This window comes from Candidatus Methylomirabilis sp. (assembly GCF_028716865.1).
GTDB lineage: Bacteria > Methylomirabilota > Methylomirabilia > Methylomirabilales > Methylomirabilaceae > Methylomirabilis.
On sequence record NZ_JAQUOY010000014.1, the window covers coordinates 57677 to 71003 of the forward strand.

The 13327-nt window shown below is 58.2% G+C and carries 14 protein-coding genes; 5 read left to right on the forward strand and 9 right to left on the reverse strand.

Going from position 1 to position 13327, the window contains the following annotated elements; genetic code table 11:
• From gmd to cutA, 9 genes are all read right to left on the reverse strand, one after another.
• Positions 1-999, reverse strand: a complete 999-nt coding sequence (gene gmd, locus PHV01_RS07240; protein ID WP_337290485.1) for a GDP-mannose 4,6-dehydratase — start codon at positions 997-999, stop codon at positions 1-3.
• Positions 996-2084, reverse strand: a complete 1089-nt coding sequence (locus PHV01_RS07245) for a sugar phosphate nucleotidyltransferase (protein ID WP_337290486.1) — start codon at positions 2082-2084, stop codon at positions 996-998. Before PHV01_RS07245 ends, gmd begins: the two co-directional genes overlap by 4 nt.
• On the reverse strand, positions 2059-2415 hold the full coding sequence (locus PHV01_RS07250) for a phosphomannose isomerase type II C-terminal cupin domain (RefSeq protein ID WP_337290487.1): 357 nt from the start codon (positions 2413-2415) through the stop codon (positions 2059-2061). The genes PHV01_RS07245 and PHV01_RS07250 overlap by 26 nt, the downstream gene beginning before the upstream one ends.
• A 141-nt stretch (positions 2416-2556) precedes the next feature.
• Positions 2557-3579: a dTDP-glucose 4,6-dehydratase gene (gene rfbB, locus PHV01_RS07255; protein ID WP_337290488.1), complete on the reverse strand. Its 1023-nt coding sequence runs from the start codon at positions 3577-3579 to the stop codon at positions 2557-2559.
• A 2-nt stretch (positions 3580-3581) separates the two neighbouring features.
• Entirely contained in the window at positions 3582-4043 is a 462-nt protein-coding gene (locus PHV01_RS07260) for a dTDP-4-dehydrorhamnose 3,5-epimerase family protein (protein ID WP_337290489.1), read from the reverse strand.
• Between the two features lie 29 nt (positions 4044-4072).
• Entirely contained in the window at positions 4073-5137 is a 1065-nt protein-coding gene (locus tag PHV01_RS07265; protein ID WP_337290490.1) for a glucose-1-phosphate thymidylyltransferase, read from the reverse strand.
• A gap of 231 nt (positions 5138-5368) precedes the next feature.
• On the reverse strand, positions 5369-5605 hold the full coding sequence (locus PHV01_RS07270; RefSeq protein ID WP_337290491.1) for a hypothetical protein: 237 nt from the start codon (positions 5603-5605) through the stop codon (positions 5369-5371).
• A 52-nt stretch (positions 5606-5657) separates the two neighbouring features.
• Positions 5658-7715 carry a LysM peptidoglycan-binding domain-containing protein gene (locus PHV01_RS07275; RefSeq protein WP_337290492.1) on the reverse strand — a complete coding sequence of 686 codons (2058 nt, stop codon included), beginning with the start codon at positions 7713-7715 and terminating at the stop codon, positions 5658-5660.
• A 249-nt stretch (positions 7716-7964) separates the two neighbouring features.
• A complete protein-coding gene (gene cutA / locus PHV01_RS07280; RefSeq protein WP_337290493.1) occupies positions 7965-8300 on the reverse strand; it encodes a divalent-cation tolerance protein CutA in 336 nt (111 codons plus the stop codon).
• A gap of 265 nt (positions 8301-8565) precedes the next feature.
• Between cutA and dnaK the strand changes: the two genes are divergently transcribed.
• The 5 genes from dnaK to PHV01_RS07305 all read left to right on the forward strand — a co-directional run.
• The gene (gene dnaK, locus PHV01_RS07285) at positions 8566-10482 is read left to right on the forward strand and encodes a molecular chaperone DnaK (RefSeq protein WP_337290494.1); all 1917 of its coding nucleotides are present in this window, start codon (positions 8566-8568) and stop codon (positions 10480-10482) included.
• 21 nt (positions 10483-10503) lie between these two features.
• Positions 10504-10956, forward strand: coding sequence for an Hsp20/alpha crystallin family protein (locus tag PHV01_RS07290; RefSeq protein ID WP_337290495.1), 453 nt, complete (start codon positions 10504-10506; stop codon positions 10954-10956).
• 169 nt (positions 10957-11125) lie between these two features.
• Positions 11126-12238, forward strand: a complete 1113-nt coding sequence (dnaJ, locus tag PHV01_RS07295) for a molecular chaperone DnaJ (RefSeq protein WP_337290496.1) — start codon at positions 11126-11128, stop codon at positions 12236-12238.
• Between the two features lie 41 nt (positions 12239-12279).
• Positions 12280-12663 carry a helix-turn-helix transcriptional regulator gene (locus PHV01_RS07300; RefSeq protein ID WP_337290497.1) on the forward strand — a complete coding sequence of 128 codons (384 nt, stop codon included), beginning with the start codon at positions 12280-12282 and terminating at the stop codon, positions 12661-12663.
• 129 nt (positions 12664-12792) lie between these two features.
• Positions 12793-13327, forward strand: a 535-nt coding sequence (locus PHV01_RS07305; protein ID WP_337290498.1) for a M48 family metalloprotease, incomplete at its 3' end; no start/stop codon positions are given.

The window sequence follows — 13327 nt, forward strand, 5'->3', positions numbered from 1 at the left end:
CTACCTCCCCCCGCTGCGCCCCGATCCTGGCAAGGCCTCGGCGTAACGCTCGATGTCAGCATCCACCATCATCTCGATCAACTCGCGAAAGCCGACCTCCGGTTGCCAGCCTAACACGCGCTTCGCCTTGGATGCGTCCCCCTGCAGCAAATCGACCTCGGCGGGTCGCTTCAGCGCGAGATCTTCAACCACATGCGCCCGCCAATTGAGTCCTGCCCTCGCGAACGCGATCTGGACGAGTTCTCGGACTGAATGGGTCTCACCCGTGGCGATAACGTAGTCATCCGGGCTCTCCTGTTGTAGCATCAACCACATCGCCTTCACATAGTCGCCCGCGTACCCCCAATCCCGCCGCGCGTCCAGGTTGCCCAACTTCAGCTCCGTCGCCAAGCCGTGCTTGATACGCGCGACGCCATCGGTGACCTTTCGGCTCACAAACTCCTTGCCGCGGCGAGGGGACTCATGGTTGAACAGGATACCCGAGCAGGCGAACAGCCCGTAGCTTTCCCGGTAATTGACCGTGATCCAGTGGCCGTAGAGCTTGGCCACACCGTATGGGCTTCTCGGATAGAACGGTGTCCGCTCGTGCTGCGGCACCTCCTGAGCCTTACCGAATATCTCGCTGGTGCTTGCCTGATAAACCCGTATGCCGGGATCCACAAGGCGGATCGCCTCCAGAAGGCGGGTTACCCCCACGGCAGTAAACTCAGCTGTCAGGACCGCCTGCTCCCACGAGGTCGGGACAAACGACTGCGAGGCAAGGTTATAGATCTCGTGCGGCCTGACCTCCCGGACGAGATGAATCAGAGACGCCTGGTCGAGCAGGTCCGCAGGCTTCAACGTGATCCGCTCGCGAAGGTGCGCAATTCGCTCGAACGGCTCGGTGCTGGCTCGCCGCACCATCCCGACCACCGCGTACCCTTGCTGTAGGAGGAACTCGGCCAGATAGGAGCCGTCCTGGCCTGTAATACCGGTGATTAACGCCCGCCGCGCGGTCATCGGAACTTCCCCACGAGCCTTCTGACCTCCTGGGCCCGCCCCTTTGGGCAGACCAGTACGCCGTCCTTGGACGCCACCACAATCATCTCCGACAACCCCACGGTGGCCACCCGCAGCCCATCCGAGACAATAACCGACTGCGTCGTATCTAGTAACTGCACCTCACCCACGATCACATTACCGTCATCGTCCACAGGCAGCACCCGAGCCAACGCATCCCAGGCTCCAAGATCGTCCCAGGCGAAATCGGCCCTGACCATTACAACTCTCCCCTCCATCCGCTCCAATACCCCGTAGTCCACTGACTGCTTTTTAAACGTCCTATACTCCCGGACCAGCGCCTCCTGGACCCCCCGAGCCTCACGGATGCGGCAGAGGCCCGCCCACACTTCTCCCATATGCTGGGCAAGCAAATTTTGGATGGCGACATTCCGCCAGAGGAAGATGCCGCTGTTCCAGTAGTGGCACCCGTCTGTTGCCAGACGCTCGGCTGACTGCCGATCCGGCTTCTCCAGAAATCGACGGACACGGAAAGCGCCGGGAGACGAGGCAAGCGGCTCACTGATCTCCAGATATCCGTACCCGGTCTCTGGTCTGGTGGGGGGGATCCCACATACCACGACCCAGTCCGGCTGCAAGGCAAGTAGATCGAGCGCCCGCCGCAGGACCGCCACAAACGCCTCGCCGTCCGGGACGTAGTGATCGGCCGGCAGGACGATCATGATCGCTTCAGGATCAAGTCGCTCGATATGGAGCGAGGCCAGGCCGATGGCCGCCGCGGTGTCCTTGCCCTGCGGTTCGAGCAGGATATTGGCTGCGGGGAGCTCAGGGAGTTGCTCCCGGACAAGGTCGGCCTGCTTCTTCTCAACCACAACGGCAATCTGCGACCAGGGTAACAGGAGCCGCACCCGCCGAACCGTCGCCTGCAGGAGCGACTCGCTTCCAACTACACGGAGGAACGCCTTGGGTTGCGCCTCCGTACTGACCGGCCAGAAGCGCTCGCCCCTCCCGCCGGCGAGTACCACCGCAAAGACGGGGGGGGCGACAAATTTGTCGCCCCTACCCGTCGCTCCGCCCGTAGTCATCCTGAAGTCGGACAATGTCATCTTCCCCGAGGTAAGCGCCGTTTTGAATTTCAATAATGGTGAGTAGACGAGGTCCGGGATTCTCGATTCGGTGATCTGTCCCTACCGGTACGAATGTCGATTCCTGGGCTTTGACGAACAAGACCCGGTCTCCGATGCTCATCTTGGCCGTGCCGGACACGACAATCCAATGCTCGCTCCGTTGAGTATGGCGCTGCAGACTGAGACGATGCCCCGGATTAATCTCAATCCGCTTGACTTTGTACCCTTCTCCCTCCCCAAGGACTGTCCATCGTCCCCAGGGACGTATTTCGGTCAGCATAGTTTGCATGTAATGCCCTGTCTGTTCCCCAGAACATCGCGTTCAGCAATCAGTATCAGCCGCAGATAAAGTGGAGCGGCACACTACAAGAGCTGACAGCTTCCTCAGGTCGCGTTTTCGTTCGCCGTGGTGAGGCAGCTTCATAGAGTATTACTGGGAGGCGTGTGAGAGGTCTCCGTACGTCTGCTGGTAATACTCCCGATACGCCCCCTCCTTGATGCGCGTCCACCAGGTCATGTGGCCCCTATACCAGCCGACTGTTTTCGTAAGCCCAGTCTCAAAGGGAATGCGCGGGCTCCAGCCCAGCGCCTGCTCAAGTTTCGACGTATCGAGAGCGTACCTCCGATCATGCCCAAGCCGGTCCTTGACGTGCGCAATCAACGCATCGGGCTTGCCAAGGATCCGCAGGATGAAGCGTGCGACATCAATGTTGGCCCACTCGCAGTTACCGCCGATATTGTAAATCTCTCCGGAGACTCCGTTCTTCAGAATCAGCGCCAAGGCCTCACAATGGTCCTGCACGTGCAACCAATCTCGGACGTAGAGGCCGTCGCCGTAGAGCGGAAGCGGTTCACCAACAAGGGCGTTGGTAATAAAGAGTGGAATCACCTTCTCCGGGAACTGGTGGGGGCCATAGTTGTTAGAACTCCGGGTAACGATGACCGGCAACCCGTAGGTGCGAAAGTAGGCCGCAGCCAGCAGGTCTGCCGCCGCCTTGCTGGCCGCATAGGGGCTGTTTGGGCGGAGGGGGCTCTCCTCTGTAAAACGACCGGACGGCCCCAGAGAACCATACACCTCATCGGTGGAGACTTGCACCATCCTTGGGATCCGATGCCGGCGGCATGCCTCCAGAATGACCTGCGTTCCAAGCACATTCGTCTCTACGAATGCCCTCGCATCCTGGATGCTTCGATCCACGTGCGATTCAGCCGCGAAGTTCATCAGTGCGTCGAACTCCTCCTTCAGCAACTCGTCCACCAACGTCGCGTCACAGATGCTCCCCTTGACAAATCGGTATCGGGGATCGCGTTCAACGTCGGCGAGATTTTCGAGGTTGCCGGCGTAGGTCAGCTTGTCGAGATTCACGACGCGGCAAGAAGGTTCTGTTGCCAGAAGATGGCGAATGAAGTTCGACCCGATAAATCCGGCCCCGCCGGTCACAAGGATCCGCATGGCTACCCCAGCTTTACCGCCCAATCGTATGGGATATCCGGAGTATCATAGGGGATCCGAAACTCATCCGGCTCCTGATAATTGTAGAGCTCGGTAGGGAAATTCACAATTGCCGACATCCGGTCGCCAACCGCCTTATACCCATGGATCACCAGAGGCGGGATCTTGACCAACGTCGGATTCTGCTCACCAATGAAGAACTCATTGATCAGGCCTTTGGTGGGAGAGTTATCGCGGGAATCGAACAGGACAACCTTGGACATTCCGAGGACCCCAACAAAGTGATCGGTCTGTTTCTTATGATAGTGCCACCCTTTTACCACCCCTGGATAGGCAGCAGTAATATAGGCTTGCCCGAACCGCTCGAACTCCTCCCAGTCGCTACGAAGCATCTCTGTGAGGAAACCGCGTTCATCAGGAACCCGGCGCAACAACCTGGTTTTCACACCATCGATGAGCGTCATCGCACCTCGCACCTTGGACTTTGAACCTGTTATACTAACCCCACCTGACTGCTGTCCCCGAGCATCAGCCGATAGGCCTTCGGCTTTCCGTCGGACCGAAACACCTCGACGTTCTTCCCGATGAGACTATCCTCCAACCTCCCGCCGATATCAGTAATTCGGCACTGGTCCAGGATGATACTATGCTCGATCTCACTGTTCTGCACGAGCGTATCATGATAGATAGAGGTAAAAGGCCCGATGTAGGAGTTGATGATACGGCAGCGCTTACCGATGATGACCGGTCCTCGAATAGTGCTGGCCACAACACTCGCCCCCGGTTCCACGACCACCTTTCCGATAAGGTGTGAGGCTTCGTCCACTTCCCCCTCCGCCTTGGAGGTAATCGCCTCCAACATGATCCTGTTGGCTTCGAGCATATCTTCAAGCTTCCCCGTATCTTTCCACCAGCCATTGATGATATGGGGATGGACCTGATATCCTTTGTCGATCAGGTACTGGATGGCATCGGTGATCTCCAGTTCGCCACGCTGCGACGGCTTGATGGCCTCCACCGCCTCAAGGATCGTGTGGTCGAACATGTAGACCCCCACGAGCGCCAGATCGCTCTTAGGGCGCACCGGCTTCTCCTCCAGAGAGACCACCCGGCCATCTCGAAGCTCCGCCACGCCGAATCGCTGCGGGTCACGAACCCTTGCCAGGAGGATCTGGGAGTTGACGCCCAACTGCTCGAACTCTTCTACGAGGGAGCAAATCCCATCCTTGACCAGGTTATCGCCCAGATACATCACGAAGGGATGATTCCCCAGAAACGGCCCAGCAATCTTGACGGCATGGGCTAGTCCAAGGGGCGCTTCTTGCTCAATATACGAGACATCGAGACCCCATTGCGCCCCATCCCCCACCGCCTCCCGAATCTCGCGCTTCGTATCGCCAACCACGATCCCAACCTCCCGGATCTTGGCCTCCGCCATCGCCTCCAGGGCATAGAAGAGGATTGGCTTGTTGGCGATGGGCACGAGTTGCTTGGCGCTGGTATGGGTGATGGGACGCAGGCGAGTTCCCCTGCCTCCGCTTAAGATCAATGCCTTCATGAGGTTACCTCGGCCGCACTCAGCACCACCCCATCATCCAGACCGATACGCAAAGCGTTGTGTAGATGGTGAAGTCTGAACTGGCGAGAAGATTCAAGACGTTTGATAGACAGGGGAATTGTACGGAAGGAGCCTCGGCTTGTCAATTTTCAAATATCGGGCTACTGCGGGTCGGGATCGAGAATACCCCCCCAGGACAGGTAAGGAAGTAATCGATTTACCTGACGCGGCTCAGCGACGCAGGTGTTGCTTGAGCCACTCGTACCCTTCTCGCCCGCTCAGATAGAAGCCGATGGAAAAGGTCCCCCAACTCACAAGCGACGCAAGGAGCGTGATATTGATCTTTGTCGTATTAGAAAGTGGAAGGAACGGGATTGTCACATAGGCTGGGTAGACCAAGAAGCTTGCAGCAATGAAGGTCACGCCTACGATAAACCGAATGCGTCGGTCAGCGCCGCTTGGTGGCACGACTCTGGACCCTGACCTAAAAAAGGTTGGTAGGCGGGCGCGAAGGTCGCCGTCAGCTCTTGCTGGGACGGATCATCAGCTCCTGACCTACCTGGAGCTTAGCCTGACGTCCAAGGTCATTCCATCGGCGAAGCTCTTCCGGCGTCACATCGTGGACTCTGGCGATCTCCCACAGGGTATCGCCTCTTTTCACCCGGTGATATGTGGCGGAAGCTGTGGAAGCAGGAGCGCTCCGACGAGCCTCACGGCTGCTCTTTGCGGCCTGCATCTTCACCTGGACTGCCTGTCCTGAGCCAAGTCGAAGGGCTTGCCCCGGCCGCAGCTTCGTTTGACCCCTCAGATCGGTATCGTTCCACCGTCGGAGTTCCTCAGGCGTGACAGCGTAGGCCCTGGCGATCCCAAAGAGCGTATCGCCAGGCTTGACGATGTGGACGGTGGAGCGGGCGGGTGCAGTGACCTCAGGGGCCCGCAGTGCAACAGTTCGGGAACGGGTGGCTTGAGCAACGGTTATGGCTCGTTCACTGGATGGTTGGGTTGGCACCAATCGGAGCAGTGCCCCCACCTTCAGCTTGTCGCCAACTTTTACCCCATTGAGGCTGGCGAGCCCGGCGGCGGTCGTCTGGTGCCGCGACGCGATCGATACCAGGGTCTCCCCTCTTTTCACGCGATGCCACCGGCTTATAGCTTGAACCATCGTACGGGAAGGGATTCGCGGCAACTGATCCAGGTTGGCCAGGAGGATCTCCTTCGCGCCAGGCGGCAGATTGATCTCATGCCTAGCGGAGGTCACAGGGGTCACCCCGCGCATCAGGGCTGGATTAAGATCACGGATCAGATCGGACGACACGCCTACCGCCCGAGCAACGGAACGTAGTTCAATGGCCCCAGGCACCGTCACCCGTTCTACCTCCCAGGGCTTCTCAACCGGCGCAGTAAAACCGTACCGACTGGGGTCCTTGGCAATAATAGTGATGGCCATGAAGGCCGGGACAAAGAGCTGGGTTTCTTTCGGAAGCCTTAACGACCAGAAATCGGTAGTTCCCTGCTGTTCGATGGCTCGCTGAATCCGATGCTCCCCTGCATTGTAGGCGGCCAACGCCAGCGGCCAGGATTGAAACATCCCGTACAGCTCTTTCAGGTAGGTAGCTGCCCCTCTGGTCGCCTTTTCCGGATCCCGCCGCTCATCAAGCCAATAGTTCACCTTCATCCCGTACCGATTCCCGGTTCCCTTGATAAACTGCCAGATCCCCGAGGCCTTCGCCTTGGAGTAGGCGCGAAAGTTAAAGGTACTTTCGATGTATGCCAGATTGATGAGATCCAGGGGGAGGCCCTGATCCCGGAAGATCCCGCGCATCATCGACAGGTACCGTCCTGAACGCTCAAAGGCCCGGTTCATCACTCCCCACTTTCGAGTTTGATAGTAGAGGATGTATGCCTTGACTTGCTCGTTGAGCGCGATCGGCACGTCAAAGTCGCTCAGGTCCAGTTCAGGCATCGAAACCACCTGGTCCTCTGCGGGCGCCAATCTCGATGCTTCTTCGGGAGCCACAAGGTCAGGGGCGGCTTCCGTATCAGCTTCGTCCTCTTCCTCTTGTTCGCTTGTCAGAGGCCTTGCCTCTTGGCTTGGCAAGGCGCTGGAAAGCGCCGCTTTGAGGTGGGCTGTTTCTTCGATAAGCTGGAGGCGAAGGCTATCCGGGGTCGCCGCCTCTGGGACCTTGGACAAAATACTCATTGAGATCGCCAACTCTTCCTGAGCCTTGGCTCGATCCCCCGTCATCAATGCGTGTATCCCATTGGAAGAATGAATCAGCCCATTTCTCAGGGCTCCAACATCCTCGCCTGGCTGTCGAAGCGCGCGATCAGGGACTGCATGCTGAGGTTGGACGCGCTGAACACCAGGAGGCAAGACGACAGCGGCTGTAAGCTGATTCTCAGAGTAGCTCAGCGGCTGGGGGGCCATATCTGAGCCATTACCACCTGTCTTCGTGCCACGCACAACCAGGCGGATCGGCTCCTCAGAAGGTAAGGCGGGAGTAGGGGCAAGGAGCGATATACTCAACCCAATAGTGCCCGCCACCCCTAGGAACCTTCTGGGGAATCGATGGTCCATCTTGACCTCCTGTTCGGGTTGTGAGCCCAAAGGCGGTTTCAATCAAGGAGCCGTGACGATCCATACATTTGTGAAGAGCCCCTACAGGGCGGGCAATTGGCACCTTTTATACCCTTCTTCGATCCGTTTGTCAAGCGCTTCAAACGTAAGGGACGTTACCGGCTGGAACTTAAGGCGAGGGTCGGGTCGAGGCCAACTCAGTCCGAATGGGGAAGTCGGGCCGCCATGGCTGGCACCCTCTGGCGAGCCTCAGGGCGTTGGCCGTAACGACTTGTCTACCCACGCGAGATAGTCAGGCGACCCGGCAAGAATAGGTAACGCCACTACTTCCGGCACAGTGTAGGAATGCAACCTTTTGACGGCCTCTATAATGGACGCAAGGAGATCGCTTCGGCTCTTTACTACCATAAGGACCTCCTCCTGGCGTTCGATCGCGCCCTGCCACCAGAAGAGGGAGCGCACCCCGGTCGAAATGTTCACGCAGGCTGCCAGCCTTGACTCGACCAGCGCCTTGCCGATCGCCTCAGCCTCTTGCTCAGAACTTGTCGTAATAAGGACGACAATATAAGTTATTGCCTGGTCCATTTCCTCCTCCTCACACAAAGATAGTAGACCAATCATTTCACCTTAAAACTCAATAGGTTATTGGCACATTAACCCACACGGTTGGCTGGGTCAAGGGATTTTCTAACGGGGCCATAAGAGGGAAAAGTTATAAATCTAACAAAATTATTGCAACAATAGTTGACAGCAATGGACTAATGTACTATCTTTTTGCTTAAGAACAGTGAAGAGCAGATTCACTTTCGGTGAACTTAACGAAGACAATTTCTTTTTAGGAGGGTAAGAGGTGCCAAAAGTTCTCGGTATTGACCTTGGAACAACCAACTCAGTGATGGCCATCATGGAGGCTGGAGATCCAGTAGTTGTCCCCAACGCTGAGGGCGGTCGATTGACCCCGTCAGTCGTGGCCTTCTCGAAGGAGGGGGAGCGACTGGTGGGTCAAGTCGCCAAGCGGCAGGCAACCACCAACCCTGAAAACACGATCTTTTCTATCAAACGCTTCATGGGTCGACGTCATGAGGAGGTCAGTCAGGAGATCAAGCTGGTGCCGTACAAGGTAGCTCGAGCCGGCAATGGCGATGCCTCGGTTGAGGTAAGAGGGAAATCTTATTCGCCGCCAGAGATCTCCGCCATGATCCTCCAGAAGATGAAGACGGATGCCGAGGCCTATCTCGGGGAGAAGATCACCCAGGCGGTGATTACCGTTCCCGCCTATTTTAACGACTCGCAGCGTCAGGCCACCAAGGATGCCGGCAAGATTGCCGGCCTCGAGGTACTCCGAATCGTGAACGAGCCGACGGCGGCGTCGCTGGCCTACGGGTTGGACAAGAAGAAGGACGAGAAGATCGCCGTCTACGACCTGGGAGGGGGAACATTCGACGTGTCCATCCTGGAGTTGGGTGAAGGGGTCTTTGAAGTCAAATCCACTAACGGCGATACCCATCTCGGAGGCGACGACTTCGACGAGCGGATCATCTCGTGGCTGGTGGATGAGTTCAAGAAGGATCAGGGGATCGACCTGCGCAAGGACCGGATGGCGCTTCAGCGTCTGAAAGAGGCTGCGGAAAAGGCCAAATGCGAACTCAGCACGGTGCTGGAGACCGAGATCAACCTTCCATTCATCACGGCTGACGCCTCCGGACCGAAGCACCTGAGCATCAAACTCACAAGGGCGAAGCTCGAACAATTGGTCGAGGACCTGATCCAACGGTCCATCGGGCCCTGCCGTCAGGCTTTGAAGGACGCCGGTCTCGATCCAAGCAACATCGATGAGGTCGTGCTGGTGGGCGGGCAGACCAGGATGCCGAAGGTTCAAGCACTCGTGCGGGAGCTCTTTGGAAAGGAGCCGCATAAGGGGGTCAATCCCGATGAGGTGGTCGCGGTCGGCGCAGCCATTCAGGCCGGCGTGTTGGTCGGGGACGTCAAAGACGTCGTTCTCCTGGACGTGACACCTCTGTCGCTGGGGATCGAAACCTTGGGTGGGGTGATGACTCGGCTGATCGAACGGAACACCACCATCCCGACCCGCAAGAGTGAACTCTTCACGACGGCGGCCGATAGTCAGACCAGCGTGGAGATCCATGTCCTCCAGGGAGAGCGACAACTGGCCAGGGACAGCCGGACGCTGGGCCGTTTCCACCTGGTGGGGATCCCACCGGCACCGCGCGGCATTCCGCAGATCGAAGTCGCCTTCGATATCGACGCCAATGGGATTCTCAACGTTGCCGCGAAGGACCTTGCCACCAGCAAGGAGCAGAAGATTACCATCACCGCCAGCTCCGGACTGACCAAAGACGAGATCGAGCGAATGGTCAAAGAGTCCGATCGGTGTGCCGAGGAAGATAAGAAGCGGCGCGAGGAGATCGAGGTCCGAAACCAGCTCGACAGTCTGTGCTATCAGACAGAGAAGATGCTGAATGAGAACCGCGAAAAGCTCCCGATCGCCGAGCTGGGCACACTGGAGACCGCCATCAATGCGGGCAAGGAGGCCCTGAAGGGCGAAGAGGTGGGCAAACAACGCGAGGCACTCGATTCGCTTACCAAGGCCTCCCATCGGCTTGCTGAGCTGCTCTATCAGCAGGCCCAGAGCAAGCAGGCGGCCCCAGGTGAACAGGCTCAGAGTGAGCCGACACAGGGGACACCGGAGGGTGGAGTGGTCGATGCCGAGTTCGAGGACCTCGGCGGTAAAAGCGACAAGAAATAGAATAGAAAGGAGGTGAAGCAGGTGGCGATTGTTCGATGGGATCCATTCCGCGATGTCATGACGCTGCAGGAGCGGATGAACCGCCTGTTTGATCATGCGCTGTCCCGGACCCGCATGGATGACGAAGAGGGACTGACGGCCTCCATGTGGTCTCCTGCCGTGGATATCTTCGAAACGTCCGACAGCATCGTCATGAAGGCGGAGCTGCCTGGGGTGAGCCGGGACAATATCGACATCCAGGTGGAGGACAACACCCTGACACTGAAGGGCGAGCGAAAATTCGAGCGAGAGGTGAAGGAGGAAAATTACCTCCGAATCGAGCGTTCATACGGGGCGTTCCAGCGCGCCTTCAACTTGCCCACCGGTGTTCAACAAGACAAGATCAGGGCGGTGTTCAAGGACGGTGTACTGGAGGTCACCATGCCGAAAGCCGAAGAGGCCAAACCCAAGCAAGTGAAGATCGACGTGAAGTAATAGGGAGTGACAGGTAACTGCAAGGTGGATAGACTGAAGGCTGAAGGCTCTTAGGGGTAGAAACCGACTTCAGCCTTCAGTCTAAACGCCTAACTCGATTTGTGCCTCGCGAGATCATGTATGGCCTTCAGCCTTCAGTCTACACGCCTAAAGTAGTTACGGTACAAGCATGCATAAGCGCGACTACTACGATGTCCTTGGTGTTCGCAGGGGTGCGTCGGACAAGGAGATCAAGCAAGCCTATCGGCGCCTGGCCAGGAAGCACCACCCTGACGTCAACCCCAATAATAAAGCGGCCGAGGCCAAGTTCAAGGAGATCACCGAGGCGCATGAGGTCTTGAGTGACCCGGCCAAGCGCCGGCAGTATGACCAGTTCGGACACCAGCCATTTGGCGTAGGGCATGAGGCAGATCAGCGGCCCGGAGCGGGGCCGGGTGGATTTGACTTTAGCCGATTTGACATCGGGGGTCCGGGCGGAATAGAAGATCTCTTCTCTGACCTCCTAGGCCGACGTGGACAGGAGGCCCAGGCCGGACCATCGAAGGGCGAAGACCTTCATTACGCCGTTGACCTCGAGTTCGAAGATGCGGTTCGAGGGCTTTCCACCGAAATCAGTCTCCAACGACGCGCCCCTTGTCCCTCCTGCTTGGGCACGGGGGCCGGAACGGGGGGTCAGTTGCGCGCCTGTTCAGCTTGTGGAGGCAGTGGACGGGTGCGCGGGAAGCTTGGACTCTTTGGCGGACATCAGGCATGCCCTCGGTGCAAGGGAACCGGGAAGCTACCCTCATCCCTTTGTAACTCCTGTCATGGAGAGGGGGCAGTGGTCAAGACCGAGCGAATCGCTGTGAAGATCCCGCCCGGCGTGGAAAACGGATCGAATGTCAGGGTTCATGGAAAAGGCCATATGGGACAGATGGGTGGCCCATCAGGCGATCTCTATATCGTGACCCGCGTCCGCCCTCATCCCTTCTTCGAGCGGAAGGGGGATAATATCTACTGCGAGGTGCCGATCACTGTGACCGAAGCGGCGCTGGGGGCCAAGATTGAGGTCCCAACTGTAGACGGGAAGGCCTCGATGCGGATTCCCACGGAGACAAGCAGTGGACAGGTCTTTCGTCTTCGTAACATGGGAGTGCCGCACCTGAAAGGACCGGGGCGTGGCGATCAGTTCGTCACCATCAAGATTGTTCTGCCTCGGAATCTCGATACGCGATCGCAAGAGCTGTTCCGAGAGCTGGGACGCCTGCATCCGGAGGATCCGAGGCGGGTACTCTGGAAGTGACGATCTTCTTACGGCGCGGAAGAGTTGAAAGGGGGACGAAGGTGGGGCAGCGACGGCGTCGATACTCGATCAGCGTCGTAGCCGAAATGTTCGATATCCACCCGCAGACCCTTCGGGTCTATGAGCGGGAAGGCCTGCTCCGGCCGGCCCGTACCGAGGGCAATACACGGGTATATTCGCAAGAGGATGTTGAGCGGATTGAGCTGATCCTGCGGTTGACGAAGGAACTCGGTGTGAATCTGGCGGGGGTGGAGGTCGTCCTGAACATGCGGGACCGGATGGAACGGATGCAGCGCCAGATGAATGAACTGCTGCAGGCGATGGCCGACCAATTCGATGCCGAGATGAAACACTGGGAGGGCCGCGAGGAGGAGGGGCTTGTGCCGGTCAGAAGACGCGGGCTGCTCCGCCGGGGCCACCCCTGAGGGTCCACGATTGCTGCGTTGGTGGACCGTCGTGCTTGACAGGGCGGAAGTGCCGCTCTATGCTTAAGATGTGATGTCGGCGCGGATACGAGTGTGTCGCCGCGCTGAATCAAGGAGGGTGAATACACAATGAGTAATACGCTAAAGACCGGGGCCCTGCTCGGGCTGCTGACCGGCCTACTGATCCTGATCGGAGGTTACTTTGGCGGAAGCCAAGGGATGAGCATTGCCTTCGTGATGGCCTTCCTGATGAACTTTGGGGCCTATTGGTTCTCGGACCGGATTGTCCTGGCGATGTACAGTGCCCAGCCTGTCAGCGAGGCTGAAGCGCCGGAACTGCACAGGATCGTTCAGGGGCTGACGATGAGAGCTCACATGCCGATGCCCCGCATCTACATCATTCCCACCGAGGCCCCAAACGCCTTTGCGACCGGGCGCGACCCTGAACATGCGGCAGTAGCCGCCACCGAGGGGATCCTGCGGATTCTCAATGAGGAGGAGCTGGAGGGAGTGCTGTCGCATGAGCTAGCCCACGTGCGCAATCGCGATACGCTGATCAGCACGATCGCGGCGACGCTCGCCGGCGTGATTGTGATGCTGGCCCGGATAGCGATGTGGATGCCGGTCTTTGGCGGCGGTGGCCGCGATGACGAGGATCGCGGAG

Coding starts and splice junctions, on each gene's coding strand:
- gmd (WP_337290485.1), bottom strand. CDS start 999: ATGACCGCGCGGCGGGCGTTAATCACCGGTATTACAGGCCAGGACGGC.
- PHV01_RS07245 (WP_337290486.1), bottom strand. CDS start 2,084: ATGACTACGGGCGGAGCGACGGGTAGGGGCGACAAATTTGTCGCCCCC.
- PHV01_RS07250 (WP_337290487.1), bottom strand. CDS start 2,415: ATGCAAACTATGCTGACCGAAATACGTCCCTGGGGACGATGGACAGTC.
- rfbB (WP_337290488.1), bottom strand. CDS start 3,579: ATGCGGATCCTTGTGACCGGCGGGGCCGGATTTATCGGGTCGAACTTC.
- PHV01_RS07260 (WP_337290489.1), bottom strand. CDS start 4,043: ATGACGCTCATCGATGGTGTGAAAACCAGGTTGTTGCGCCGGGTTCCT.
- PHV01_RS07265 (WP_337290490.1), bottom strand. CDS start 5,137: ATGAAGGCATTGATCTTAAGCGGAGGCAGGGGAACTCGCCTGCGTCCC.
- PHV01_RS07275 (WP_337290492.1), bottom strand. CDS start 7,715: ATGGACCATCGATTCCCCAGAAGGTTCCTAGGGGTGGCGGGCACTATT.
- cutA (WP_337290493.1), bottom strand. CDS start 8,300: ATGGACCAGGCAATAACTTATATTGTCGTCCTTATTACGACAAGTTCT.
- dnaJ (WP_337290496.1), top strand. CDS start 11,126: ATGCATAAGCGCGACTACTACGATGTCCTTGGTGTTCGCAGGGGTGCG.